Below are 25,482 nucleotides of genomic sequence, written 5' to 3' on the forward strand. Positions count from 1 at the left end.
GTATGACGGGTATACAAAGCCGTTAAATCAATAGTTATAGCGGAGCAGTTGTTCATGCAGGATCGCAATTTCGATGATATTGCTGAGAAATTTTCCCGCAATATCTATGGTACGACGAAGGGAATGATTCGTCAGGCAGTGGTTTGGCAAGATATCACCGAGCTGTTAGCGCAGTTGCCGCCACGCCCGTTGCGGATTTTAGATGCGGGTGGGGGCGAAGGGCATATGGCTTGCCAACTGGCGGCATTAGGCCATCAGGTTCTATTATGTGACCTGTCAGCGGAGATGATCCAGCGTGCGAAAGCTGCGGCCTTGGAAAAAGGTGTGAGCCACAACATGCAATTTGTACAAAGTGCGGCTCAGGACATCACCCAACATTTAGAACAGCCGGTTGATCTGATATTGTTCCATGCGGTTTTAGAATGGATTGCAGAACCCCAACACGTTCTGCAAGTACTCTTTAATGCGTTAGCCCCCGGTGGCGCGCTCTCATTGATGTTTTTCAATGCCAATGGGTTGGTGATGCGTAATGCGGTATTGGGTAACTTTCAGTTGGCGATACCGGGTGTAAAAAGGCGTAGGCAGCGTTCGCTGTCACCGCAATACCCTTTAGATCCACCAACGGTATATGGTTGGCTTGAGCAAATGGGTTTATCCATTAGCGGTAAGACGGGAGTACGGGTGTTTCACGATTACATGAAAAATAAACAGCAACAAGTTGATGAGTTTGCTGAATTATTGGCGCTGGAACAGCGCTATTGCCGGCAGGAGCCCTTTATCAGCCTGGGGCGCTACGTGCATGTCATGGCGTTTAAGCCGAATCTGAAGGACCCACTATGAGTGAATTTTCCCAGACAGTACCCGAACTGGTCGCCTGGGCGCGGAAAAATGACTTTTCAATTACTCTGCCAACGGATCGTCTGGCCTTTCTTTTAGCTATTGCCACGTTAAACGGCGAGCGGCTGGACGGCGAAATGAGTGAAGGGGAGCTAGTTGATGCATTTCGCCACGTCTGCAAAGGTTTTGAACAGACCCATGAAACCGTGGCTGTGCGCGCCAATAACGCTATCAATGACATGGTACGCCAGCGGTTACTGAACCGCTTTACCAGTGAAATAGCCGATGGTAATGCCATTTATCGGCTGACTCCATTAGGCATTGGTATCACTGATTATTATATCCGTCAGCGTGAATTCTCCACCCTGCGCCTGTCAATGCAGTTATCGATTGTCGCGCAAGAGCTACAACGGGCGGCAGAAGCGGCAGAAGAGGGGGGGGATGAGTTCCACTGGCACCGTAATGTTTTTGCTCCGCTAAAATATTCAGTTGCTGAAATTTTTGACAGCATCGATATGACGCAACGCCTGATGGACGAACAGCAACATAGTGTGAAGGAAGATATTGCCGCATTGCTAAATCAGGATTGGCGGGCGGCTATTGCCAGTTGTGAAATGCTGCTGTCAGAAACCTCCGGCACACTACGGGAATTACAAGATACGCTGGAAGCAGCAGGTGATAAGCTTCAGGCTAACCTGTTACGTATTCAAGAAGCCACTATCGGCAATGCAGGCCTGGATCTGGTGGATAAGTTGGTCTTTGATTTACAAAGTAAACTTGACCGCATTATCAGTTGGGGCCAGCAGGCGATTGACCTGTGGATCGGCTATGACCGGCATGTGCATAAGTTTATCCGTACTGCAATTGATATGGATAAAAACCGTGTCTTCGCCCAACGCTTGCGCCAGTCAGTGCAGAATTATTTTGCTAGCCCATGGGTGCTCACCTATGCCAACGCGGATCGCTTGCTGGATATGCGTGATGAAGAACTGGCGTTGCGCAGTGAAGAAGTTACCGGGGAGCTGCCACCGGATCTGGAATTTGAAGAATTTAATGAGATCCGTGAACAATTAGCCGCCCTGATTGAGCAAGCATTGCTGGTATACCAGCAGCAAAAAATGCCACTTAATCTGGGGGAAGTGATGCGCGACTACCTCGCGCAATATCCGCGTGCTCGTCATTTCGACGTGGCTCGTATCCTGGTCGACCAGGCAGTTCGCCTTGGTGTGGCCGAAGCCGATTTCTCAGGGTTACCAGCGGAATGGTTGGCAATCAATGATTACGGAGCCAAGGTGCAGGCACATGTCATCAACAAATATTGAAGTAGTAATGCCCGTTAAACTGGCTCAGGCATTGGTCAATTCACTGTTTCCAGCGCTCGATAGCCAGTTACGTGCCGGTCGCCATATCGGGATTGATGAGCTGGATAACCATGCTTTCCTGATGGATTTTCAGGAACAACTGGAAGAGTTTTATACCCGCTATAACGTGGAATTAATCCGTGCACCGGAAGGTTTCTTCTATCTGCGCCCCCGTTCTACCACACTGATCCCACGCTCGGTGCTATCTGAGCTGGATATGATGGTTGGCAAGATCCTCTGTTATCTGTATCTCAGCCCGGAACGTTTGGCCCATGAAGGCATTTTCGCGCAGCACGAATTATACGAAGAGCTGCTAAGTCTGGCCGATGAGAGCAAATTGCTGAAGTTTGTTAACCAGCGCTCAACTGGGTCGGATTTGGATAAGCAGAAGTTGCAGGAAAAAGTACGAACGTCACTTAACCGGCTGCGTCGGTTGGGGATGATCTACTTTATGGGCAATGACAGCAGCAAGTTTCGTATCACTGAAGCGGTGTTCCGCTTTGGTGCTGATGTGCGTAGCGGAGATGACCCACGGGAAGCCCAGCTACGCATGATCCGTGATGGCGAAGCCATGGCGGTGGAAAACAGTCTGTCACTCCATGATGAAAGCGATGAAACTGATATCACCATGGGTAATGCAGCGGACAGTGCAGAGGATGAACAGGAATGATTGAACGCGGTAAATTTCGCTCGCTGACCTTGGTTAACTGGAATGGTTTTTTTGCCCGAACATTCGATCTTGATGAGCTGGTAACCACCTTATCTGGCGGCAATGGTGCGGGTAAATCCACCACTATGGCCGCTTTCGTCACAGCACTGATTCCTGATCTGACACTGCTGCACTTTCGTAACACCACCGAAGCGGGTGCCACCAGCGGTTCCCGCGATAAAGGTTTGCACGGTAAATTGCGGGCTGGGGTCTGTTATTCAACACTGGATGTCGTCAACTCCCGCCACCAACGTGTGGTTGTCGGGGTGCGTTTGCAACAAGTGGCAGGGCGTGACCGCAAGGTTGATATTAAGCCGTTCACCATTCAAGGGCTGCCGACGGCTATCCAACCTACCCAGATCCTCACCGAGGTGGTGGGTGAGCGTCAGGCGCGCGTGCTGTCATTACAAGAGCTGAAAGAGCGCGTCGAAGCGATGGAAGGGGTGCAGTTCAAGCAATTTAACTCCATCACTGACTACCACTCTCTAATGTTTGATTTGGGTGTGATTCCAAAGCGTTTACGCTCTTCTGCCGATCGCAGCAAATTTTACCGTTTGATTGAAGCATCGTTGTACGGCGGTATCTCCAGCGCGATTACCCGCTCACTGCGTGATTACTTATTGCCAGAAAACAGCGGTGTGCGGAAAGCCTTCCAGGATATGGAGGCTGCGTTGCGTGAAAACCGCATGACCCTTGAGGCTATCCGTGTCACTCAATCTGATCGTGATCTGTTTAAGCATCTGATTTCAGAGGCAACGTCCTACGTTGCTGCTGACTATATGCGTCATGCCAATGAGCGGCGGATCCATCTTGATGGCGCGTTGGTATTGCGCCGTGACTTGCTGACCAGCCGCAAGCAATTGGTGACTGAACAGTATCGTCATGTGGAAATGTCACGTGAATTAGCCGAGCAAAGCGGTGCGGAATCGGACCTGGAAACCGATTATCAGGCGGCCAGTGACCACCTGAGTCTGGTGCAGACCGCCATGCGCCAGCAGGAAAAGATCGAGCGCTATCAGAGTGATCTGGAAGAGTTGACTTACCGGCTGGAAGAGCAAAATGAAGTTGTCGCCGAGGCCAGCGAACAGCAGGCCGATAACGAAGCCCGCGCTGAAGCTGCTGAGTTGGAGGTGGACGAACTGAAAAGTCAGTTGGCCGATTACCAGCAAGCGCTGGACGTTCAGCAAACCCGTGCTATCCAATATCAGCAAGCTTTACAGGCTTTAGAACGTGCGCGCGCATTGTGCCAATTGCCAGAATTAACCGCTGATAATGCCGAAGAGTGGCTAGAAACCTTCCATGCCAAAGAGCAGGAAGCGACCGAATCTTTATTACAACTCGAGCAGAAATTGAGCGTTGCGGATGCCGCGCACAGCCAATTTGAGCAGGCTTACCAGCTAGTGGTGGCTATCGCCGGTCAGGTCAGTCGCAGTGAAGCCTGGCAAGCAGCGCGTGAGTTGCTGCGTGACTGGCCGTCTCAGCAACATTTGGCTGAACGTGTGCAACCATTGCGGATGCGCTTGTCAGAGCTGGAACAGCGTTTACGCGCTCAGCAAGACGCAGAACGCTTGTTGCACGAGTTCTGCAAACGCCAGGGGCAAGTATACCAGCCGGAGGAGCTGGAAGAGTTGCAGCGTGAGCTAGAGTCACAGGTTGAAGAACTTTCTCTCAACGTCAGTGATGCGGGTGAACGGCGCATGGAAATGCGGCAGGAACTTGAGCAAATTAAGCTCAAAATTCAGCAACTGACGGCGCGTGCCCCCGTCTGGTTAGCAGCACAAGATGCCCTGAGCCAACTCAGCGAGCAGAGCGGTGAGGCGCTGGAAGATAGCCGTCAAGTGACCGAACACATGCAGCAACTGCTGGAGCGTGAGCGTGAGACCACGGTGGAGCGCGATGAAGTCGCCGCAACCAAACGTGCTGTTGATGCGCAGATTGAGCGGTTAAGTCAGCCAAGTGGTGCTGAAGATGCGCGGATGATCGCTCTGGCTGAGCGCTTCGGTGGTGTGCTGTTATCTGAGATTTATGACGATGTGACTCTTGATGATGCGCCATACTTCTCCGCGCTGTATGGCCCGTCTCGCCACGGTATTGTGGTGCCGGATTTGTCATTGGTACGCGACCAATTGGCAGGGCTGGAAGATTGCCCGGAAGATTTGTATCTCATCGAAGGGGATCCGCAGTCATTTGATGACAGTGTCTTTGCTGTCGAAGAACTTGAAAAAGCGGTGGTGGTGAAAATTGCCGATCGCCAGTGGCGTTACTCCCGTTATCCAGAACTGCCGCTGTTTGGCCGCGCTGCCCGTGAGAACCGGCTGGAAGCGCTGTATCAAGAACGTGATAGCCTGGCTGAGCGCTATGCTACGTTGTCATTTGACGTGCAAAAAACGCAACGCTTGCACCAGGCATTCAGCCGTTTTATCGGTTCTCATCTGGCCGTGGCATTTGATGCAGATCCTGAAGCTGAAATTCGTTTACTCAATACCCGTCGTGGTGAAATAGAGCGTGCGCTGAGTGCACACGAAGAGCAAAACCAGCAACAGCGCCAGCAATTTGAACAGGCGAAAGAGGGGATTTCTGCTCTTAACCGCTTGATCCCACTTATTTCATTGCTACTTGATGATACGCTGACTGACCGTGTCGAAGAGATAACTGAAGAATCGGCGCAAGCACAAGAGGCGGCTCGCCATATTCAGAAACATGGCGCTTCCCTGACTAAACTTGAACCGCTGTTAGCGGTACTACAAAGTGACCCGCAACAACACGAACAGTTGCAGGAAAACTATGTATTGGCGCAAAACAGCCAGCGTCAGGCTAAACAACAAGCTTTCGCACTGACTGAAGTTGTTCAACGTCGTGCGCACTTTAGCTATACCGATTCTGCGGGCATGTTGACGGAGAACTCTGATCTCAACGACAAACTGCGCCAGCGTTTGGAGCAAGCTGAAGCGGAACGCACGCGTGCTCGTGAGCAATTACGGCAGTATCAAGCGCAGTTTACCCAATACAATCAGGTGTTAGCGTCGTTAAAAAGTTCTTATGACGCCAAGCGCGACATGCTGAAAGAGTTAAGCCAGGAACTGGTGGATATCGGTGTTCAGGCTGATGCTAATGCAGAAGCCCGCGCGCGTACCCGCCGTGACGAATTGCATGCGGCATTGAGTGCTAACCGTTTACGCCGCAATCAGTTGGAAAAACAGCTAACTTTCTGTGAAGCTGAGATGGATAGCCTACAGAAGAAACTGCGCAAGCTGGAACGAGATTACCATCAGATCCGTGAACAAGTCGTCAATGCCAAAGCGGGTTGGTGTGCGGTAATGCGGATGGTGAAAGATAACGGCGTTGAGCGCCGTTTGCATCGCCGTGAACTGGCTTATATGGACGGTGACGAGCTGCGTTCAATGTCAGATAAAGCCTTGGGCGCATTGCGTCTGGCGGTGGCTGATAACGAACATCTGCGCGATGTGCTACGTTTATCTGAAGATCCGAAACGGCCTGAGCGTAAGATTCAGTTCTATATCGCGGTCTACCAGCATCTGCGTGAGCGTATTCGTCAGGATATTATTCGCACTGATGATCCGGTTGAAGCCATTGAACAGATGGAGATTGAACTGGGCCGTTTGACCGAAGAATTAACCGCTCGTGAACAGAAGCTGGCGATCAGTTCCAAAAGTGTATCGAATATTATCCGTAAAACTATTCAGCGCGAACAGAACCGCATCCGTATGCTGAATCAGGGCTTGCAAGCGGTGTCATTTGGTCAGGTCAAGAGCGTTCGACTGAATGTGAATGTGCGTGAAGCTCACGCGACCTTGCTCGATGTGCTATCCGAGCAGCAGGAACAGCATCAGGATCTGTTTAATAGCAATCGTCTGACCTTCTCTGAAGCATTGGCGAAACTCTACCAGCGGTTGAACCCACAAATGGATATGGGGCAGCGCCTGCCGCAGACTATCGGTGAAGAACTGCTTGATTACCGTAACTATCTGGAACTGGAAGTCGAAGTTTATCGCGGTTCAGATGGCTGGCTGCGGGCAGAAAGCGGCGCGTTGTCAACCGGTGAGGCTATCGGTACGGGTATGTCGATACTGGTCATGGTGGTACAGAGCTGGGAAGAAGAGTCGCGTCGTCTGCGCGGCAAAGATATTTCTCCTTGCCGTTTGCTGTTCCTTGATGAAGCGGCGCGTTTGGATGCTAAATCTATCGCGACATTATTTGAACTGTGCGAGCGGCTGGAAATGCAATTAATAATTGCAGCGCCAGAAAATATTAGTCCAGAAAAAGGGACTACGTATAAATTGGTACGAAAAGTCTTCCAAAATCATGAGCATGTACATGTGGTTGGCTTACGTGGCTTTGCCAATGAAATACCTACATTGCCACCGATACCTGCCGAGATACAACCCGGTGGCTAATTGTTGCTCAGAAAGAAGGCAACAATAATAAACCCCATTAAATGGCCGCTAACAAGCGGTCATTTTTATTTCTCCCACATCTTAGGGTTATATTTTATAACCGCAGGAAATCTGTTAGCGTAACGTGATGGTTAAATTTTATCGTTGACCACGCAATGGGCATTTCTGTTTGTATAATAATGATGAAAACCCGAAACTATTGAAGTTGTAGCCAACGAGCAAATCTCGTTGAACTGATCGACGCTCAGGGATTCGGGTGCCAGAGCAGCAACAAAGCTGCGACTTCAAGGAAGAAGGGTAACGACAGACTATGACGTACTTAGATAAGCAGACCGGGGGCATAGAATGTCGATAGGGAAACGAAATCCGCAACGCACATTAGCGTTATACTGCGCTTTAATTTATAGTCTGATGCCAATATTTACCGCATCAGCCACGGCACCTGTGATGCCGCTAGACTCCTCCTCAGCCCTGCCGGCAAATGGTGCGACCATGTCGGTTGCACAAAGCCGTTCGCAACTATTGTCAGTGCTACCTAAAACGGTGACACCTTTCTATACTTCTGAACTGGCGTTGCTTTATGCCGCTAACCGTATGCAGCCTATGTGGCAAGATAGGGCTGCGGTGCAGCATTTTCAGCAGCAATTAGCCGAAGTGGCACTCTCTGGTATCCAGCCGCAATTTATGCAGTGGGTAAAATGGCTCAGTGATCCTGACATTACCGGTCAAGCCCGTGATGTTGTTTTATCAGATGCCATGTTGGGATATTTGCACTTTATCTCAGGTGTTGGTGCGAACGGCAGTGTCTGGTTATACAGCAATGTGCCCTACAAGATGGCGATGCCACCGGCGACAATTTTAAATCGTTGGCAACAAGCGGTGCGTGAAGGCACCACCGCACCCTATCTGGCATCGCTGGCTCCTCAGCATCCTCAATACGACAAAATGCATCAGGCATTGAAACTGATGCTGGCAGACCGACAACCCTGGCCACAGATGTCCAATGGCCCCAGCCTGCGCCCAGGCCAGTTAAGTGATGATATTCCCGCTCTGCGGAAGATTCTCGACAGAACCGGCATGCTACATCCTGTCGCATCACAACCAGCAAAAGCGCCAGAAGTAATTCCGGTGGATAACCCCTCGGTGGCCGTGGTCAATGATGACCTCTCGGTCGATGAAGAGAAGAGCCGTGCCTTGGCTCACAGTCTGGTGGTTAGCCCTTCAGCAGCACCCGTGGCAGACGCCTCTGTTGCTGGTGCTACCGGCGATGTCGCTGCACCGTCATCAGCACCGCTTACCGTGACCATAACCGACAATATTTACACGCCGGAGCTGGTGGAAGCCGTTAAACGTTTTCAACAGTGGCATGGGCTAAGTGATGATGGCGTTATTGGTGTCCGAACGCGTGAATGGCTGAATGTCTCACCACAAACGCGGGCAACATTATTGGCATTGAATATTCAGCGTTTACGTATTTTGCCGGGGCGAGTTGATAACGGCATTATGGTTAACATCCCAAACTATTCGCTTAATTATTATAAGAATGGTGCTGAGGTTCTCTCATCCCGGGTGATTGTTGGCCGTCCAAGCCGCAAGACACCGCTGATGAGCAGTGCGTTAAATAATGTGGTTGTCAATCCACCGTGGAATGTACCAACGTCTTTGGTGCGCCAAGATATTGTGCCCAAAGCACGCTATGACGCCGGTTATTTCCAGCGCCATGGTTATACCGTACTGTCAGGCTGGAGTAATGAGGCTGAAGTCGTTGATCCATCAATGATCGATTGGAGCATGATTTCACCTAATAACTTCCCGTATCGCTTGCGTCAGGCACCAGGTGCCAGCAACTCATTAGGGCGCTTCAAATTCAATATGCCAAGCTCTGACGCTATCTATTTACATGACACGCCAAACCATGGCCTGTTCCAGAAAGATATCCGTGCACTTAGCTCCGGCTGTGTCCGCGTCAATAAAGCCTCGGATCTGGCAAATATGTTATTACAAGATGCAGGCTGGAATGATGCGCGGGTTTCCTCAACGTTAAAACAAGGCGATACCACGTACGTGAATATTCGCCAACGTGTCCCGGTGCAGTTGTATTACCTGACAGCATGGGTGGCGGATGACGGTAAGCCACAATTTAGAACAGATATTTACAATTATGATAAGACGGTGAGATCCGGTGCACAAATCTCACCTCAGGCTGAACTTTTACTGCAATAAATGCAGTAAAACTCAATAACTAATGGTCTTAATATCGGGTTGTCATAGGGGGCCCTAGATTGGGGTTCTCTATAACCGAACTTAAACGTACAGCGAGTGCGTGCCGAATGCGGGTTGACTGGTTTTCCGTAGGCGGTTATGGTTCGGGACGGCACATTTGGTTAGTGCTTTCTTTTGACATTCTTGCCGGGTATTAACAGAGATCATGGATAAAATTGATAATTATCGCCGTAAATGGCTAACGTTAGGCGGGGCAGCGTTGGGTATATCGCTGCTTCCAGGGCAGGCATTCGCCACCCTTTCGACTCCTCGCCCACGGATCTTGACCCTGAATAACCTCAATACAGGCGAGTCCATAAAAGCCGAATTTTTTGATGGTCGGGGCTATAACAAAGATGAACTTTCCCGCTTAAATCACCTCTTTCGCGATTACCGAGCCAATAAAGTAAAAAGTATTGATCCACGCCTGTTTGATCAGCTATACCGCCTGCAAGTGCTGCTTGGCACAACTAAACCGGTGCAGCTTATTTCCGGTTACCGCTCACTTGATACCAATAATGAACTGCGCGAACGCAGTCGCGGTGTGGCTAAGCACAGCTTCCATACGAAAGGGCAGGCAATGGATTTTCATATTGAAGGCATTCAATTGAGTAATATCCGCAAAGCAGCATTAAAAATGCGTGCGGGTGGTGTAGGATATTACCCTCGCAGTAACTTTGTGCATATTGATACCGGGCCGACAAGAAACTGGTAACAGGCATTTTATGCAAATGAATTAAATATATACCTAACAAGTTTCAAGGTGCAGGGCGGTGGCAAACAAGGGACGAATCGGTTGTGAACTGATTTGAACAGCATTTATGCCTGCCCGCAGGGGGCCTCAAGGATGAAGCTCGTTAATCTCGATGAGCTGACCCGTCAGTGACTCAGGTAAACGAGGCCCACACGTAAGTAGGTTGAACGATAACGGGTATATTGCTGATTGCATTTGGGTGGAGTTTTATGAAATATCAAATTATTCCGGTGACGGCCTTTAGCCAGAACTGCACGTTAATCTGGTGTGAAGCCACAAAGCAGGCCGCATTGGTGGATCCCGGTGGTGACGCAGCTAAGATCATTGCTGAAGTTACACGTCAGGGGGTAACGGTCAGCCAGATTTTATTGACTCACGGCCATCTGGATCATGTGGGTGCTGCCACTGAGTTAGCCGCTCATTTTGATATCCCGATTTATGGCCCTGAAAAAGAAGATACTTTTTGGTTAGAGGGGTTACCAGCACAAAGCCGAATGTTTGGTTTGAGTGAGTGTGACGCTTTTACCCCAACCCGTTGGTTGGAAGAGGGTGACAAAATTACCGTAGGGGAAGTGGAGTTATCAGTATTGCACTGCCCCGGTCACACGCCAGGCCATATTGTTTTCATTGACCAATCAGGGCGTTTGGCACTGGTCGGTGATGTTATCTTTAACGGCGGTGTTGGGCGTAGTGATTTCCCACGCGGTGATCACCAACAACTGATTAATTCCATTCGGACTAAATTATTGCCTTTGGGCGATGATATAACATTTATTCCCGGCCATGGCCCAATGTCTACGCTAGGCCACGAACGGCAGACTAATCCTTTTATACGTGAAGAACCTGCTATTTGGTGATGTTGACATTATAAACAGCCATAACTTCAAAGAAGGCACCGTCTGGTGCCTTTTTACGTTATATTGAATACGTGATTCACATATTTTGTGAACTTATAGTTATTTATATATCAGTACTACGAACATAATGATGATGACAGTTGGCGCTATATTATCTTTGCGAGTTGATAAAGCCTGACTAACAAACAGTAGTAACGTTTATTGACTCGGCACCGTTTGTGCTGCCGTTTTGAGTTCGTAATATTACGAGCGCCTTTCAATGGAAGCCACTATGCCATTTCGTCGTTTCAGACTGAGTAAATTCCTGTCCCGGCTAACATTTTCTTGCATGGTATTACTCTTATTTCTGTTGTTGGGTGCGGCTGTGATTTATGCGCAAACCAAAGTAAATATGTATCAGGATGCTGAAGCTAAGTTATTACAGGGCAGGGAGCGATTCGAACAAGTGCTTAATAACTTGCAGCATGCGGCGCTTCAGGTAGAAACTGGATTAGGCAAGCCTTGCATACAAGTTGTTCAGAACCTGCGTGATCAAGTTGTCACGATACCGGATGTGCGTTCAGTCTCTTTAGCTAAGGGGACTACCATTTATTGTTCCTCGATCTATGGCCCGCTTTCCACGCCGTTTGACTTAGATGTTTTTGTTGATGGGCAACTGGAGCTAATGCAAGGCAATGATGTCACTCCAGATCGTGCTTTGATGGTGTATCGCCTCGCTCGTGGGAGTTACAGCATACTCGTTGCTGTTGATGGTTATTATCTGCGCAGTATTCTTAACTTATTGAGTGGTGATATAGCGTTGAGTCTGAGGGTGGGAGATAAATGGATGGATGCTGCGGGTATCGTACATTCAGGCCTACCTCCTCAAGGGAGTGAACCTCTATACCTGGCCTCAGACAAATTTGCATATTCATTAAGTACCACACTTTCTAACCAGCAATATTTGGCCTATGCCTGGCAATATAATCAAGGTAGCCTGATATTTTTCATCTTAACGAGCATTGGTGCTGCGGTGCTGGTTTTCTGGTTATCGGGTAAGGCAGTATCACCTACGCAGATTTTAAGACAAGCGCTAGAAAACAACGAGTTTGTTGCTTATATGCAGCCGATAGTATCAGGCAAAGAGCAATGCTGGGTTGGCTGTGAAGTCCTAATGCGTTGGCAGCACCCTGTTAATGGTTTAATTCAACCCAACAAATTCATTCCGATGGCTGAGGACAGCGAATTTATTGTGCCGATGACTCGCGCTATCATGCAGCAAGTTAGTGCCACTTTTGCACCTTACGTAAATCAGTTACCGGAAGGTTTTCACTTTGGTTTTAATATCAGTGCCAATCATTGTCGTGATCTGAGTCTGGTCGATGATTGCCGCTCTTTTATTCAGGCATTTGGTGGTAATAAAATCAATATCACATTGGAATTAACCGAACGGAAGTTAATCGTTGCCGATGAGATTACTGATAGATTATTTGCAGAACTGCACGCGTTAGGCGTGTTTATCGCTATCGACGACTTTGGTACCGGGCATTCAAGCCTGACTTATTTGCAGAACTTTAAAGTGGATTTTCTGAAAATTGACCAAAGTTTTGTTGGCATGATTGGTTCCGATGCATTGTCGAGTCACATTGTCGGGAATGTTATCGATCTGGCTACCCGATTGGGGCTACAGACCATTGCTGAGGGCGTGGAAAACGAGACTCAAGTGCGCTATTTACAGGCCCATAATGTCGACTATCTGCAAGGTTATATGTATGGGCGACCAATGCCGATGAGCGAATTTGCCAAATATATGTTCCATTAAGGCTAATTACCGCGGGCATTTGAAACAAGGCAAACGTGACTTGCTGCTAAAAAGACAGAACCCCACAAAAGTGGGGTTCTTCAGTAAACTTAAGGGTACTACGCCAGGTCACCGATACTGAATCACAATACAGCTACGATAGCTTCACACAGTGGGGCCATGTTATCCGGTGTCATACCTGCAACGTTCACCCGGCCAGAGTTGACGGCATAAACAGCAAACTCATTGCGCAGGCGCAGGACTTGTTCTTTGGTCAGGCCGCTGAACGAAAACATCCCATTCTGGTTAATGATAAAGCTGAAATCTTGCTTCGCGCCTTTTTCCTGCAACGTATTGACAAACAACTGACGCATACGATGGATGCGCTGACGCATATCGGTCAGTTCTTGTTCCCAAATGGCGCGCAATGCGGCGTTGCTTAGGATGGTCGCAACCACTGAGGCACCGTGGGCTGGTGGGTTGGAATAGTTAGCACGGATAACGGCTTTAACCTGGCTGAAGGCGATATCGGCCACGTCACTGCTAGCGGCAACAATGGTGCAAGCTCCGACGCGCTCATTATACAAACCAAAGTTTTTCGAGTAAGAGCTACAAACGATCAGTTCCTGATGTTTGGCGGCGAAAATACGCAGGCCCTGAGCATCTTCTTCCAGACCTTTGGCAAAACCTTGATAAGCGAAGTCAAACAGTGGCAGCCAGCCTTTAGCGACTGACAGCTCAGCTAATTGGCTCCACTGGGCTTCAGTTGGGTCGATACCGGTAGGATTATGGCAGCAGCCATGGAACAGCACTACGTCGCCTGCTTGGGCTGCTGAGAGGCTTTTTAATAGCCCATCGAAGTCCAGCGCATGGTTCGCAGCATCATAATAGGCATACTCAACCACTTCAAGCCCGGCAGCGGCGAAGATATTTTTATGGTTTGGCCAGCTAGGATTACTCACCCAGACACGTTTGGCATTAGTCTGATGGGCGATAAAATCAGCAGCAATACGTAACCCACCAGTACCACCTGGGGTTTGAGCGGTACGTGCGCGTTTGTCAGCGATAATCGCGCTATCTGCACCAAACAACAGCTCTTGGGTGCAACTGGCGAAAACCGGCAGGCCATCAATCCCCAGATAGTTTTTAGTAACTTCGTTTTCCAGCAAATACTGCTCAGCTTTCTTCACGCTGGTCAGCACCGGCGTTTTACCGGTTTCGTCTTTGTAGACACCAATCCCAAGGTTAATTTTATGAGGGCGGTCATCCGCGCGGAAAATATCGGTCAGGCCCAAAATCGGGTCAGCAGGTGCAGCAGTGATTTTTTCAAACATGTCAGAGGCTTCCATGGCTTAGCGTTAAGCAAACAGAACCATCAGCGTAGCGCCAGTTGCGGCCTTTGCCAACCGTTTGCGATAAAAAGAAATGAATGTTGTGAGACGAGGGAGTTCAGGGTGAAAAATCGGCAAAATAGCGCATTCAGCAGCGTAATATCCCTTTATTAGCTAAGGATAAAAACAAAAAGACAGAGCCGAAGCCCTGTCTTTTTTTCAACTTATGTCAGCAGATAAACTGCGTGATTAAGTTTAACTTAGAACTGGTATACCAAGCCAACACCAACAACGTCATCAGTGTTCAGGCCATTTGCACGGGTGAAATTATCTTCATCCAGCAAGTTGATTTTGTAATCAACATAGGTAGTCATGTTTTTGTTGAATGCGTAGTAAGTACCAACAGAAACATATTTCAGCAGGTCATGGTCTTCGCCGTTAGCGTTAGTACCAAGGCCGTTCAGGTCCTTACCTTTAGACTGGACGTAGCCCAGGGATGGACGCAGACCGAAATCAAACTGATATTGCGCAGTGATTTCAATGTCACGGGTTTTGTTAGCGATAGTCTCGCTAGCATCGCCATATGGAGTCATGTTCAGCGTTTCAGCATACATTGCAGCCAAGTATACGTTGTTAGCATCGTATTTAGCACCAACGTTCCATGCCTGAGCTTTATTGCCTTGAGCAGTAGAGAACGCGTCTTGCTGGTTAGTACGGTTAGAAGAAGAGTAACCAGCACCAAAGTGAACGCCGTAACCGATATCATAAGTAGAAGAGATACCGAAACCGTCACCATTCTGATCTTTCAGGTTGTCACCAGTGTAAGCACCGTCTTTAATAGCGCTGCGACCATCTTCGTTTTTGCCTTGATATTGCAGGGCAAAGTTCAGGCCATCAACCAGACCGAAGAAGTTGGTGTTACGGTAAGTTGCCAGACCAGTAGAACGGCCAGTCATGTAGTTGTCAGAGTTGGAGATTGAATCACCACCAAACACTGGCAGCATGTCGGTCCATGCGTTAACGTCATAGATTACGCCGTAGTTACGGCCGTAGTCCAATGAACCGAACTGATCAAACTTCAGACCAGCGAAGCCCAGACGAGTTTTGTTACCTTTGTCGCCTTGAGATTCAGCGTGGTTCGCTTGAACGTTATATTCCCACTGGCCGTAACCGGTCAGTTGGTTAGTAATTTGGGTTTCACCTTTGAAGCCGAAACGAACATAAGTTTCGTCGCCGTCTTGGCCAGCGTTGTCAGAGAACTGGTGACGCGCATCAACTTTACCGTACAGGTCAAGTTTGTTGCCGTCTTTGTTGTAGATTTCTGCTGCATTAGCTGCGCCAGCTACTAACAATGCTGGGATTACTACTGCAAGAATATTGCGCTTCATCATTATTATTACCCTCATTGGTGTTATTCGGACACCTGCCACTGCCGCCAATAATTTTTTTGGAACTATTGTTGAGAGTTTGGTGTCGTCTGTGTCTGAACGCAGTGTTCCATTCACAGACCTTATAATCCACACCGAAAATGCTACCAATTGCCTGAATGTGTTTCATTGAGATACTATGTGTTACAAGATGTAAATATCAGGGAACTTTGTGACTTAGATCGAACTTTAAAAAATGACAAAAGCCAGCAGAGCTGGCTTTTATTTATACAAATAGACAATTTTTTTAGATGACGAATTTAGAAACTGGCATTTCTCGGTGTGCGAGGGAACGGGATAACATCCCGAACGTTTTGAACCCCAGTTACATAGGAGATCAAACGCTCAAATCCAAGGCCAAAACCTGAATGTGGTACAGTGCCGTAGCGACGCAGATCACGATACCACCAATAATCTTCTTTATTGAGGCCCATCTCTGCCAACCGCGCGTCCAACACATCTAAACGTTCTTCACGTTGGGAACCACCGATGATTTCACCAATACCGGGTGCCAGTACATCCATCGCTGCAACGGTTTTGCCGTCTTCGTTCATTCGCATATAGAAAGCTTTAATGTCTTTCGGGTAGTTTTTAACTACCACGGGCGCCTTAAAGTGTTTCTCAGCCAAATAACGCTCATGTTCAGAAGATAAATCTATCCCCCATGACACGTCATTTTCAAATTTCTGGCCCGATGCCAGTAAGATCTCGATAGCATCGGTGTAGTCAACCTGAGCAAAATCAGAAGTGACAAAACGCTGCAAGCGATCTACGGCATCTTTATCAACCCGCTCAGCAAAGAACTTCATGTCATCAGCACGTTCATTGAGTACCGCCTGGAAAACGTACTTCAGCATTTTCTCAGCTAACGCGGCGACATCATCTAAAGAAGCAAACGCGACTTCAGGTTCAACCATCCAGAACTCTGCCAAATGGCGGCTAGTATTGGAGTTCTCTGCTCGGAAAGTGGGGCCGAAAGTGTAAACTTTTGACAATGCACTGGCGTAGGTTTCCCCGTTTAGCTGACCGGACACAGTCAAGAATGCTTCTTTACCGAAGAAATCCTCGCTGAAATCGACAGCACCGGTATCTGTACGTGGCAAGTTCTCCAGATCCAGCGTTGATACACGGAACATTTCACCGGCACCTTCAGTATCTGAAGCAGTGATCAGTGGGGTAGAAACCCAGAAGTAGCCGTTTTCATCGAAGAAACGGTGAATGGCCTGTGCCAAGGTGTGGCGAACACGGGCAACCGCACCAATCAGGTTAGTGCGTGGGCGCAAGTGGGCCACTTCGCGCAAGTATTCTATGCTGTGACGTTTTGCCGCCATCGGATAGGTATCGGGGTCATCAACCCAGCCGACCACTTTGATTGCGGTTGCCTGAATTTCAAAGCTCTGGCCTTCACCTGGTGATGCTACCACCGTACCGGTAACTTCGACTGAGCAACCGGTAGTCAGATGCAGCACTTCATCCTGATAATTAGGCAAAGTATTATTCACGACGGCCTGTAACGGGTCAAAGCAGGAACCGTCATAAACGGCAACGAAGGAGATACCCGCTTTAGAATCTCTCCGGGTACGCACCCAACCGCGTACGGTGACTTCACTGTCAACCGCAGCACGGCCTTGCAGTACGTCGACTACAGGCACTACGCTCATAGATTTCTCTCTTTAATAGTTTTGATATAGAAATAGTTAACAACCCAAGCGAATGGGGATATTGCTATGTTACTTGCGGCAGTGCAGGACACAAGTAGAAATCACCAGATCAGTGCAACATTTCTGTCGTTATCCTTAATAAAGGCGGCACAAATCAGGGTTGGGTATAATTGGGGGAGTGGTGCGAGGGTAAACGGCTAAGTAAAGCGGGTCGTCAGGCTGTATTAATGCCCCGACGAACCCTCATTACTTTGGTCTTTACTAATGGGTCTTCACTAACTGGCCTTTTTAACTAACGGCAGGGCGAATGCTTCGCGTAACTCATCAACAAAAGCCGGGTCATGGCAAATGGTTTTACCTGGGCTATCTGAGAGTTTTGCAACCGGCTTGTTATTGCATTCAACCAGCTTAATAACAATATTAAGCGGTTTAACGCCGGGAATATCGCAGGTTAAACGGGTACCGATACCGAACACCAATTTAATTCGTTGATAGAAATGGCGATAGAGTGACAACGCTTTTTCCAGATCTAAATTATCTGAAAACACCAATGTTTTACTCATTGGGTCAATACCCAGTTTTTCATAATGGGCAATAGCTTTTTCACCCCATTCAACCGGGTCACCTGAGTCATGGCGCAATCCTTGATAGCGATTGGCGAATGTCTGATCAAAATCGCGCAAAAAAGCATCCATGGTAATACAGTCAGTCAATGCGATGCCAAGTTGATTCGGGTACTCATCTAACCAGACTTGTAGCGCCACGCGCTGACTATTGGCCAGTATCGGGCTTATCTGCTGATGAGCCTGGAACCATTCGTGGGCTTGAGTGCCTACCGGCGCTAATGCCAGTTTCCGTGCTAAATCGTAGTTGCTGGTACCGACAATGTAGGGGAACTCATCTTTTAAGCTGCTGACAATAGCATGCTGTATATCGCGTGAAAAACGACGACGGGTGCCAAAATCCATTAATTTGAAATGGCTAATATCGATGTCCGCGCTGAGTGTCTTAAACTGCTTAAGTTTGCTGCGCAGTTGCTTGATGGCCTCGGCCGTTGTGACATGAACAGAACGGCGACGATGAACGATTTCACTGATCACTGCCAGCAAAGGGACTTCCCATAAAATCGTTTCACACCACAAACCGGCAATCCGAATATCTAATTTACCGTCATTATTGGATACGGTGACCTGCTCAGGGTTAAAACGAAAACCCCGTAGCCAATTGAGATAATCATCCTGGAAGAAGGGTAACCCCGAGAGGTAGATAAACTCGTCATCGGTTAACGCCAATTGTTTCATTAACGCTATTTGATGACGGATTTCATCGGCATATTCGCCCAGCAACTCATCACCACGGCAGCGGAATTCAGCGGCAACGGTAATATGGCGATAGCGATGGAACACAGCTTGCTGCATATGAAGCTTATAAGCATCCGTATCAAGCAGTGAAGTCAAAATCGGTGAGGCGTCTCGGGTCATGGCGCTATACAGCATCCTCGTAGGATTACTTTCCACAGTCGGTGTAATCTAAAGTTGCAGGAGTATACCGGTATTATCCTGTTATTGAAGCTTCATCACACCATAAATTCTAACCAGAGGTCTAGGATTAAACGTGCCATCAGCGATGAAAAGGGTGCTTTGTGAAACGATTAATCCAATTAAGGCTAGTTTTTTAGCTATTTAGATAATACAGGGGAAATTGTATTAAAATATATAGGGTTATTAATCTGAATAGAATATCGGCAATAGCAGTGCACATATTCTAAATAGCATTGAGTATCCAACGCGTTTTTCTCCTGGCTAACATCAACCAAATTTTTTGGTTTCAGGCTGAATGTAATAAATTGTGGTCTTGCGAGACGGCTCGAAAAAAGATCATTCAATGCTTTATTTGCCGTATTAGTAGCGGCTCTTGCCTAGGTTTTTTTTACAATTGTGATACATTGAAAACCTATCTGAGTCTGGGGCTAACTGGCTGGTAACATTGTCCTGATAGCAGTCATTCCAGCCCTTAACGACTATTAATACAGACCTGATAATCATATTCACTGATGACGTCAAAAGGGTTCCTATGACACAACAGCCGCAAGCTAAATACCGTCACGATTATAAATCGCCGGACTACACCATTACCGATATTGATTTGGACTTCGCACTGGATGCGCAAAAAACGACGGTAACGGCGGTCAGTAAAGTAAAACGCCAGGTAGCGGATGTGACGCCGTTGATGCTAAATGGTGAGGATCTCACGCTAATCAGTATCAGTGTTGATGGGCAAGAATGGCCTCATTATCATCTACAGGATAACGCGCTGGTTATTGAGCAATTACCCGCACATTTCACACTGACAATCGTCAATGATATTCATCCTGCGACCAACAGTGCGCTTGAGGGACTGTATCTTTCCGGTGACGCATTGTGCACCCAGTGTGAAGCCGAAGGTTTCCGCCATATTACTTATTATCTAGACCGTCCTGATGTCTTGGCTCGTTTTACGACTCGCATCGTGGCGGACAAGTCTCGTTATCCTTATTTATTGTCTAATGGCAATCCTGTGGGGCAGGGCACACTGGAAGATGGCCGTCATTGGGTAAAATGGCAAGACCCATTCCCTAAGCCTTGCTATCTGTTTGCACTGGTTGCCGGTGATTTTGATGTCTTGCGCGATAAATTCATTACCCGCTCCGGGCGAGAAGTCGCATTAGAGCTTTTTGTTGACCGGGGTAATTTAGACCGCGCAGATTGGGCAATGACGTCGCTGAAAAATTCCATGAAATGGGATGAGACCCGTTTTGGCCTGGAATACGATCTCGACATCTATATGATTGTCGCGGTTGATTTCTTCAATATGGGCGCGATGGAAAATAAAGGCCTGAATGTATTTAACTCAAAATATGTTCTGGCAAAAGCTGAAACAGCAACAGATAAAGATTATCTGAATATTGAAGCGGTTATCGGACACGAATATTTCCATAACTGGACAGGTAATCGAGTCACGTGCCGTGATTGGTTCCAGTTAAGCCTGAAAGAAGGCTTGACGGTATTCCGTGATCAAGAGTTCAGCTCTGATTTAGGTTCACGTTCAGTTAATCGAATCGAGAATGTGCGTGTAATGCGTGCCGCACAGTTTGCCGAAGATGCCAGCCCAATGGCCCATGCGATTCGGCCAGACAAAGTTATTGAGATGAACAACTTTTACACACTTACCGTGTATGAGAAGGGTTCTGAAGTTATCCGTATGATGCATACCCTGCTGGGTGAACAACAATTTCAGGCCGGTATGCAACTCTATTTTGAACGCCATGATGGCAGTGCAGCAACGTGCGACGATTTTGTACAGGCAATGGAAGATGCATCGAATGTCGATCTCTCTTTGTTCCGCCGCTGGTATAGCCAATCGGGTACCCCTATTCTGACCGTCCGTGATGACTATGATGCTGAAAAGCAGCAATACCATCTGCACATTAGCCAGAAAACCGCACCTACCGCTGACCAGCCTGAAAAACTGCCATTGCATATTCCATTGGATATTGAGCTATATGACAGTAAAGGTAATGTGATTGCACTACAGAAAAATGGCTTGCCAGTTCATCATATCCTGAATGTGACAGAGTCTGAGCAGACATTTACCTTTGATAATGTTGAGCATCCGCCAATCCCCTCTTTGCTGCGTGAATTCTCTGCACCGGTCAAATTGGATTATACCTACAGCGATCAGCAACTCACGTTCCTGATGCAGCATGCACGTAATGAATTCTCTCGTTGGGATGCGGCACAGAGTTTGTTAGCAACCTATATCAAACTGAATGTCGCCAAGTACCAGCAGAAACAGCCACTGAGTTTGCCGACTCACGTTGCAGATGCTTTCCGAGCAGTATTGCTTGATGAACATCTTGATCCGGCTCTGGCAGCACAGATCTTGACCTTACCGTCAGAAAATGAAATAGCAGAGTTGTTTACGACTATTGATCCGCTAGCGATCAGTGCGGTTCATGAGGCTATTACACGTTGCTTGGCTCAGTCATTGTCTGATGAATTGTTAGCTGTATATGTTGCGAATATGACTCCTGTATACCGTATTGAACACAGTGATATTGCCAAGCGTGCATTGCGTAATACCTGCCTGAACTATCTGGCTTTTGCTGATGAAGAGTTTGCTAATAAGCTGGTCTCGTCACAATACCACCAGGCGGATAATATGACTGATTCGCTGGCTGCACTGGCGGCGGCAGTAGCCGCACAGTTACCTTGCCGTGATGAGTTGCTTGCTGCCTTCGATGTACGTTGGAATCATGATGGTTTGGTTATGGATAAATGGTTTGCACTGCAAGCGACCAGCCCGGCGGCTGATGTTCTGACACATGTGCGGGCTTTGCTTAAGCATCCGGCGTTTAGCTTGAGCAACCCTAATCGGACTCGTTCGTTGGTTGGTAGTTTTGCTTCAGGTAATCCGGCAGCATTCCATGCCAGCGATGGTAGCGGTTATCAATTCCTGGTGGAAATTCTCAGTGACTTGAATACTCGTAATCCGCAGGTTGCGGCACGCTTAATCGAGCCGTTGATTCGCTTGAAACGTTATGATGCGGGCCGTCAGGCTTTGATGCGTCAGGCGCTGGAGCAACTGAAAACGCTAGATAATCTGTCCGGTGATTTATACGAGAAGATAACAAAAGCACTGGCGGCATAGCGGCTCAATCAGCTAATAGCGCTGCTGTTTGCTTATGTTAGCTTCATACTAAAGAGGGCAGTGATGCCCTCTTTTTATCGCCCTTGGCCTACAATGTCCTTAACCTACAACACCCTTAATCTACAATTAGTTAACACCTTGCTATCAACATAGTTAAACAAAGAGATTCTTTGCGTGGCTTTACTGAGCAATCGTTTACTTTCCTGATAGATAAATTTACCATTCCCGCGTCTATCCATAGGTTGCAAGCCGGTCAGGAGATCACATGTACTACCCACTCGTCAAAAAAGCACTATTTCAGCTTGATCCAGAACGTGCCCATGAATTCACCTTCCGCCAGTTAAAGCGTGTTACCGGTACACCGCTCGAATTCCTGGTGCGTCAGTCGGTGCCAACCAAACCGGTGAGTTGCATGGGCCTGTCATTTAAAAATCCATTAGGTTTGGCGGCGGGTCTGGATAAAGACGGTGAGTGTATTGATGCTCTGGGCGCAATGGGGTTTGGTTTTATCGAAGTGGGTACGGTGACCCCCCGGCCACAGTCAGGTAACGATAAGCCAAGATTGTTTAGGATCGTTGAGGCTGAAGGTTTGATCAACCGGATGGGATTTAATAATCACGGGGTTGATAACTTAATTGAAAATGTCAAAAAATCACATTTTGGCGGTATCTTAGGTATTAATATCGGTAAAAATAAAGACACTCCGGTAGAGCAAGGTAAAGAAGATTACTTGATTTGTATGGATAAAATTTATCCTTATGCCGGATATATTGCGATTAATATCTCCTCACCCAATACTCCGGGGTTACGATCTTTGCAGTATGGCGAAGCATTAGATGACTTGTTAGCGGCAATTAAAAATAAACAAACTGAATTGCATCAGCGTCATCATAAATATGTTCCTGTGGCAGTGAAGATCGCGCCGGATCTTACAGAGGAAGAATTGATCCAAATAGCCGATAGTTTGGTTCGCCATAATATAGATGGTGTTATTGCCACTAATACAACGCTAGATCGTTCCCTCATTCAGGGATTAAATTATTGCGAACAAGCCGGTGGTTTAAGTGGTAGACCATTACAATTGCGCAGCACGGAAGTCATTCGTCGCTTATCCCAAGAGCTGCAAGGGCGTCTGCCAATTATTGGTGTAGGTGGAATTGATTCGGTTACTGCCGCTCGGGAAAAAATGGCAGCGGGTGCTTCACTGATTCAAATTTATTCTGGGTTTATCTTCCGTGGGCCTGGTTTGATTAAGAATATCATCACTCATATCTAATTATTTAACTTCATTACTGGCCGGGGGGTTTATTTCTTCCTCCGGCTCGTCTATATTTTACTCCGGTAGATTAAATATACAGCGAAAGCCCTATACCCTAAATAATTCGAGTTGCAGGTAGGTGGTAATCGAATAACAAATTGGTCGTGAACCGATTTGAAAGCGGCTTACACTGATCTCGTAAAGGCGAGCTCCATGGATGGGCTGAGTAACTAGAGTCGCTAACGCGCATGCTGCTTGAAGTATGTTGCGTATATATGAAATTAGTCCCAGTTGATGGGCAAAGAACTCAGTTATTGAGTCAATGATGTTAGCAGCATGACGGGAAGGAAAAATATGCGAATTAAACCAGATGATAAATGGCGTTGGTATTTTGATACCGAACACGACCGACTGATGTTGGATTTAGCTAATGGTATGATATTTCGTTCGCGTTTCCCGTCTAAAATGTTAACTCCAGATGCTTTCGATGAATCCGCATTTTGTGTAGACGATGCCGCGCTTTATTTTGAATTTGAAGATCAGTGCCGCCAAATTAAACTAAGCCATGAACAGCGTTCTGAATTGGTGTTAAATGCATTGGTCGCATTTCGTTTTCTAAAACCGTTAATGCCCAAAAGTTGGCATTTTGTACAACATTCTAAAGCACTGATGCCAAAAAACGGTGAGTTGGCGTTAGTGAAAGTATTGGATAGCGGAGAGGATGTGCGTTTGTTAGTGGTTGAGTCTGGCGACTCGGCCAGTTTGTGTTTATTAGCACAATCGCAAGTCTTATTAGCTGGGCGGCAGATGGTATTAGGCGATGCCATTAAGATAATGAATGACCGTTTGTTACCACTTATCATCGCAGAGGTTTATACCGCCCCAGCTTTCGACAGAGCGGTATAATTCCCTTTCATACCGCAGTAAGGTTGTTAGCTGCGTGCAGAGAGTAAGATTATCGGGATTATCTTATTTACCGCTGAGGGTAATATCCCCTTTGGGAATACAGCTACAACAAAGAATAGTTCCGTCGTTGCCAATGGCACTCTGTTTTAAAGGTGCAACGTCACCATTGACTAACGTAATTCTGCAACTGCCGCATATCCCAGCCCTACACGAGTAAGGGATGCGGATATTCTGCTGTTCCAATTGTTCCAACAACACCTGTTGATTATTGCCATTAAAGCGAATGCCGTTATATTCAATCGATACCGCTTTGGATTGATCGAGTGGTGCCGCCAGACTTTCAACGATGGCCCCTGCGCTGTATGGACGTGGTGGTTTCGTTGACAGGATTTCTACTTCATCACCTATTCGAATGATACCGCTGTTCCTGGCCACCATATTCTGGCCAAAATCGATATCGCCATTCTCCGCCGTTCGGAATGTCTGTAGTGTGCGTAATGGCTCACCGGCAGGGTGTTTCCGCCCACGCTCAACGCTGACAGTGGTTAATACACAACGGCTGCATGGCTTAACTAAATCAAAGGTGATATCTCCAACGCGAATAACCTGCCAACTGTCTTCGGCAAACGCACTGGCGCCCGTCACGACTAAATTCGGCCGAAACTGTTCTAATTTAATACTGCCGGGGCAGCGCTGCTGAAGTTCTTTAAATGATGCTTCGTTAATGAGCAGATAAGGAAAGCCATCAGCAAAGGACAGTGGAATCTCTGGCATCGGCTTCACCCGGCGGGTTAATTGCACGCCAAGCCAGCGTAATTGCACTTCACGCTGAAAATAACCACTAAGCCAGTTGTTGATGGTTTCGGGGGCAATTAGCGCCGTAAAATGATTCCCCCATACTTCTGTTGGTTCAGCATTGGCTAAAAAATCATTAAAGCGGATACTGGCACTCTCGCCATCGGGCGCAGTGAGATATAAACCGTCGGGCATTAATGCCGGGGTGAACAGCACCATCTTCGGATTTTGGCGCGCAGTAATAAAAGTGCCATCCGGTTCGGTAATCATAAATACGCGGTCAAAGGCCAACCCACTGCTGCTAACTTGAGCATGAGAAAGCTGCAAGCCGCGCATGGATTTCACCGGATGAACGTAGAGTCGGGAGAGGGTAATCACCATTGCCTCCGTGCGAGTATTAAATAAGAAGGAGCAACTTTATGACAAGCTGCTGGGATTAG

Annotated in this window: 16 protein-coding genes; 11 read left to right on the forward strand and 5 right to left on the reverse strand. The window is 47.6% G+C overall.

Translation table 11 applies throughout. The features are described 5' to 3' along the window. Window positions 1-54 precede the first annotated feature (54 nt). The 8 genes from cmoM to EL015_RS08355 all read left to right on the forward strand — a co-directional run bounded on the left by cmoM (window position 55) and on the right by EL015_RS08355 (window position 12,996). Entirely contained in the window at window positions 55-840 is a 786-nt protein-coding gene (gene cmoM / locus EL015_RS08320) for a tRNA uridine 5-oxyacetic acid(34) methyltransferase CmoM (RefSeq protein ID WP_005184651.1), read from the forward strand. Beyond that, complete coding sequence (gene mukF, locus EL015_RS08325) at window positions 837-2,159, forward strand: chromosome partition protein MukF (protein WP_032906166.1); 1,323 nt, start codon at window positions 837-839, stop codon at window positions 2,157-2,159. Before cmoM ends, mukF begins: the two co-directional genes overlap by 4 nt. Further along, the gene (gene mukE / locus EL015_RS08330; RefSeq protein WP_032906164.1) at window positions 2,140-2,868 is read left to right on the forward strand and encodes a chromosome partition protein MukE; all 729 of its coding nucleotides are present in this window, start codon (window positions 2,140-2,142) and stop codon (window positions 2,866-2,868) included. Before mukF ends, mukE begins: the two co-directional genes overlap by 20 nt. Continuing rightward, a complete protein-coding gene (mukB, locus tag EL015_RS08335) occupies window positions 2,865-7,322 on the forward strand; it encodes a chromosome partition protein MukB (RefSeq protein ID WP_032906162.1) in 4,458 nt (1,485 codons plus the stop codon). Before mukE ends, mukB begins: the two co-directional genes overlap by 4 nt. 345 nt (window positions 7,323-7,667) lie before the next feature. Further along, window positions 7,668-9,545, forward strand: coding sequence for a L,D-transpeptidase (gene ldtD, locus EL015_RS08340; RefSeq protein WP_032906160.1), 1,878 nt, complete (start codon window positions 7,668-7,670; stop codon window positions 9,543-9,545). A gap of 205 nt (window positions 9,546-9,750) precedes the next feature. After that, window positions 9,751-10,299: a peptidoglycan L,D-endopeptidase MepK gene (mepK, locus tag EL015_RS08345; protein ID WP_005184643.1), complete on the forward strand. Its 549-nt coding sequence runs from the start codon at window positions 9,751-9,753 to the stop codon at window positions 10,297-10,299. A 248-nt stretch (window positions 10,300-10,547) separates the two neighbouring features. Continuing rightward, window positions 10,548-11,195: an MBL fold metallo-hydrolase gene (locus tag EL015_RS08350; protein ID WP_005184641.1), complete on the forward strand. Its 648-nt coding sequence runs from the start codon at window positions 10,548-10,550 to the stop codon at window positions 11,193-11,195. 271 nt (window positions 11,196-11,466) lie between these two features. Continuing rightward, window positions 11,467-12,996 carry an EAL domain-containing protein gene (locus tag EL015_RS08355; RefSeq protein ID WP_032906158.1) on the forward strand — a complete coding sequence of 510 codons (1,530 nt, stop codon included), beginning with the start codon at window positions 11,467-11,469 and terminating at the stop codon, window positions 12,994-12,996. Window positions 12,997-13,118: 122 nt separating this feature from the next. Here EL015_RS08355 and EL015_RS08360 read toward each other — a convergent pair whose 3' ends face one another. From EL015_RS08360 to pncB, 4 genes are all read right to left on the reverse strand, one after another. Continuing rightward, window positions 13,119-14,309, reverse strand: coding sequence for an amino acid aminotransferase (locus EL015_RS08360; protein ID WP_032906157.1), 1,191 nt, complete (start codon window positions 14,307-14,309; stop codon window positions 13,119-13,121). 257 nt (window positions 14,310-14,566) lie between these two features. After that, window positions 14,567-15,694: a porin OmpF gene (ompF, locus tag EL015_RS08365; protein WP_161597804.1), complete on the reverse strand. Its 1,128-nt coding sequence runs from the start codon at window positions 15,692-15,694 to the stop codon at window positions 14,567-14,569. 299 nt (window positions 15,695-15,993) lie between these two features. Further along, window positions 15,994-17,394 (reverse strand): asparagine--tRNA ligase, encoded by a 1,401-nt coding sequence (asnS, locus tag EL015_RS08370; protein WP_005184633.1) that lies wholly within the window; start codon window positions 17,392-17,394, stop codon window positions 15,994-15,996. Between the two features lie 275 nt (window positions 17,395-17,669). After that, complete coding sequence (gene pncB, locus EL015_RS08375) at window positions 17,670-18,875, reverse strand: nicotinate phosphoribosyltransferase (protein WP_042570000.1); 1,206 nt, start codon at window positions 18,873-18,875, stop codon at window positions 17,670-17,672. A 592-nt stretch (window positions 18,876-19,467) separates the two neighbouring features. Between pncB and pepN the strand changes: the two genes are divergently transcribed. The 3 genes from pepN (at window position 19,468) to EL015_RS08400 (ending at window position 24,247) form a co-directional block, all read left to right on the forward strand. After that, window positions 19,468-22,083, forward strand: coding sequence for an aminopeptidase N (gene pepN / locus EL015_RS08385; protein WP_005184628.1), 2,616 nt, complete (start codon window positions 19,468-19,470; stop codon window positions 22,081-22,083). A 265-nt stretch (window positions 22,084-22,348) separates the two neighbouring features. Further along, window positions 22,349-23,359, forward strand: coding sequence for a quinone-dependent dihydroorotate dehydrogenase (gene pyrD, locus EL015_RS08390; protein ID WP_005184626.1), 1,011 nt, complete (start codon window positions 22,349-22,351; stop codon window positions 23,357-23,359). 336 nt (window positions 23,360-23,695) lie between these two features. Further along, window positions 23,696-24,247 (forward strand): cell division protein ZapC, encoded by a 552-nt coding sequence (locus EL015_RS08400; protein ID WP_005184625.1) that lies wholly within the window; start codon window positions 23,696-23,698, stop codon window positions 24,245-24,247. 63 nt (window positions 24,248-24,310) lie between these two features. Here the strand turns inward: EL015_RS08400 and EL015_RS08405 are convergent, their stop codons facing one another. Then, the gene (locus EL015_RS08405) at window positions 24,311-25,423 is read right to left on the reverse strand and encodes a YcbX family protein (protein WP_005184623.1); all 1,113 of its coding nucleotides are present in this window, start codon (window positions 25,421-25,423) and stop codon (window positions 24,311-24,313) included. Window positions 25,424-25,482 lie beyond the last annotated feature (59 nt).

The sequence above is a fragment of the Yersinia intermedia genome (assembly GCF_900635455.1).
Taxonomy (GTDB): Bacteria; Pseudomonadota; Gammaproteobacteria; order Enterobacterales; family Enterobacteriaceae; genus Yersinia; species Yersinia intermedia.

Excerpts from the sequence above, each read along its gene's own strand:
- ldtD (WP_032906160.1), top strand. The coding sequence starts at position 7,668 with ATGTCGATAGGGAAACGAAATCCGCAACGCACATTAGCGTTATACTGC.
- pepN (WP_005184628.1), top strand. The coding sequence starts at position 19,468 with ATGACACAACAGCCGCAAGCTAAATACCGTCACGATTATAAATCGCCG.
- EL015_RS08350 (WP_005184641.1), top strand. The coding sequence starts at position 10,548 with ATGAAATATCAAATTATTCCGGTGACGGCCTTTAGCCAGAACTGCACG.
- asnS (WP_005184633.1), bottom strand. The coding sequence starts at position 17,394 with ATGAGCGTAGTGCCTGTAGTCGACGTACTGCAAGGCCGTGCTGCGGTT.
- mukF (WP_032906166.1), top strand. The coding sequence starts at position 837 with ATGAGTGAATTTTCCCAGACAGTACCCGAACTGGTCGCCTGGGCGCGG.
- EL015_RS08405 (WP_005184623.1), bottom strand. The coding sequence starts at position 25,423 with ATGGTGATTACCCTCTCCCGACTCTACGTTCATCCGGTGAAATCCATG.
- pncB (WP_042570000.1), bottom strand. The coding sequence starts at position 18,875 with ATGACCCGAGACGCCTCACCGATTTTGACTTCACTGCTTGATACGGAT.
- EL015_RS08355 (WP_032906158.1), top strand. The coding sequence starts at position 11,467 with ATGCCATTTCGTCGTTTCAGACTGAGTAAATTCCTGTCCCGGCTAACA.
- mepK (WP_005184643.1), top strand. The coding sequence starts at position 9,751 with ATGGATAAAATTGATAATTATCGCCGTAAATGGCTAACGTTAGGCGGG.
- mukB (WP_032906162.1), top strand. The coding sequence starts at position 2,865 with ATGATTGAACGCGGTAAATTTCGCTCGCTGACCTTGGTTAACTGGAAT.
- EL015_RS08360 (WP_032906157.1), bottom strand. The coding sequence starts at position 14,309 with ATGTTTGAAAAAATCACTGCTGCACCTGCTGACCCGATTTTGGGCCTG.
- mukE (WP_032906164.1), top strand. The coding sequence starts at position 2,140 with ATGTCATCAACAAATATTGAAGTAGTAATGCCCGTTAAACTGGCTCAG.
- EL015_RS08400 (WP_005184625.1), top strand. The coding sequence starts at position 23,696 with ATGCGAATTAAACCAGATGATAAATGGCGTTGGTATTTTGATACCGAA.
- ompF (WP_161597804.1), bottom strand. The coding sequence starts at position 15,694 with ATGAAGCGCAATATTCTTGCAGTAGTAATCCCAGCATTGTTAGTAGCT.
- pyrD (WP_005184626.1), top strand. The coding sequence starts at position 22,349 with ATGTACTACCCACTCGTCAAAAAAGCACTATTTCAGCTTGATCCAGAA.
- cmoM (WP_005184651.1), top strand. The coding sequence starts at position 55 with ATGCAGGATCGCAATTTCGATGATATTGCTGAGAAATTTTCCCGCAAT.